Here is a 1,480-nt window from a genome sequence, read left to right as displayed (position 1 = left end):
CTAGTACGACATCCCGTAAATAGGTTTAATAATTATCGGGCTGCAAATAAGGGTGCAGGAGCGTGACGACCACATTGGCCATTTCGTCGAGCGAACCCATGCCCGGCAGGGGTTCCCAACGCCCACTATGGCTGCGAAACGCGGCGCCATATCGATTTCGGCCGAGTTCGGTGAGGCGCGCGACGACAGTCGGCTCGTCGTCGTCCAGACGTTTGATCAGCAAGTGACGCCCGTAGGCTTGCGTGACGATCTGCTCATGGCCAAGCAGGCTGCGCAGTTGACGCTGCAGTTCAGCGGCGTGGTATTTGGCTGGTAAAGCTGGCATCTGCGTTCCTCGATTACGATGCACCGCTTTGCAGCGGATAGCCCCGGAAACTCCACTTGAAGGGGCGTGCGGCCCGATTGTGCTCGCCGACGAACTGATCGGTGCGCTCGCGCAGGTGCGCGGTACTGGTGTGGCTGGCATGGCGCAGCACCCGGCGCGTATAACGGGCAAACCAGAGTTCGATCTGGTTGACCCAGCTCGCGTGCAACGGCGTGAAGTGGAAGTGAAACCGCTTGCCATGCCGCGCATTGAACGCCTGCCAGACAGCCTGGGCGCGATGCGTGTTCAAGTTGTCCCACACCACGTGCACCTGTTCGTCTGGGTACGCGGCTGCCACGCGTTCCATGAAGGCTACCAGATCGTCCTGGGTGCGCCGCTCGCGGCACTCTGCCAACACCTTTCCGGTATGCACATCGAGCGCGGCAATCAACGCCTGGGTGCCGTGACGGATGTATTCAAATTCACGGCGACGCAGCCGTCCTGGAGCAGGTGCCCGTCCCGGGTGCTTGCGCTCAATGGCCTGAATGCCGGTCTTCTCGTCGATGCTGAGTACGACCGCGTTTCGCGGCGCCTTCCGGTACAGTTTGCAGATCACGTTGACCTTTTCGCGAAAGGCCGGGTCTGGACTGTGCAGCCACTGCTGGATCCGGTGCGGACGTACATCGCCGGCCTGCAGAATGCGCTGCACGTGACTGCGGCTGATCTGCGCGACAACGCCACGCTCCACGGCACGCGCCGCAATCTCGTCGAGTGTCGGCGTCACCCTTCCCTCAGGTTCCTGAGCTTCACACGCCAGCGCAATCAATTGCAATCGCGCTTCGTGCGTGATGCGCGGCGGACGCCCACTGCGCTCACCCTCGCGAATCCCCTGGACGCCCTGACGGGAAATGCGCTTGCGCCACAGGCAGACTGTTTGCACCGAGACACCCAACTCCCGCGCGATCACCGTATTGGAGTGCCCCTCGTGGGCCCACAAGGCGATACGTGCACGCATCACATCTCGCTGCGCAGCAGTCTTCCGCTCAATCAGCGATAGCAGTTCCTGTCGTTCTTTATTCGCCAGCTTCACTGGCGATGCATGGCGGCCTCGGCTCATCCAGACATGATAACCGAGGCAATTAATTATTCAATCTATTTACGGGATGTTGTACTAGG

At 60.7% G+C, this 1,480-nt stretch carries 2 protein-coding genes; both read right to left on the bottom strand.

The window, feature by feature from the left end; genetic code table 11:
- Positions 1-25: 25 nt before the first annotated feature.
- Complete coding sequence (locus BMI01S_RS40475; RefSeq protein ID WP_081723427.1) at positions 26-325, bottom strand: hypothetical protein; 300 nt, start codon at positions 323-325, stop codon at positions 26-28.
- A gap of 13 nt (positions 326-338) precedes the next feature.
- Positions 339-1,421 (bottom strand): IS630 family transposase, encoded by a 1,083-nt coding sequence (locus BMI01S_RS37445; protein ID WP_028231180.1) that lies wholly within the window; start codon positions 1,419-1,421, stop codon positions 339-341.
- Positions 1,422-1,480 lie beyond the last annotated feature (59 nt).

The sequence above is a fragment of the Paraburkholderia mimosarum LMG 23256 = NBRC 106338 genome, from assembly GCF_000739815.1.
Lineage (GTDB): Bacteria > Pseudomonadota > Gammaproteobacteria > Burkholderiales > Burkholderiaceae > Paraburkholderia > Paraburkholderia mimosarum.
This window is presented reverse-complemented; position numbering and strand designations above follow the sequence as displayed.

What these genes read in the sequence shown, in the direction of transcription:
- BMI01S_RS37445 (WP_028231180.1), bottom strand. Translation starts at nt 1,421, where the DNA reads ATGAGCCGAGGCCGCCATGCATCGCCAGTGAAGCTGGCGAATAAAGAA.
- BMI01S_RS40475 (WP_081723427.1), bottom strand. Translation starts at nt 325, where the DNA reads ATGCCAGCTTTACCAGCCAAATACCACGCCGCTGAACTGCAGCGTCAA.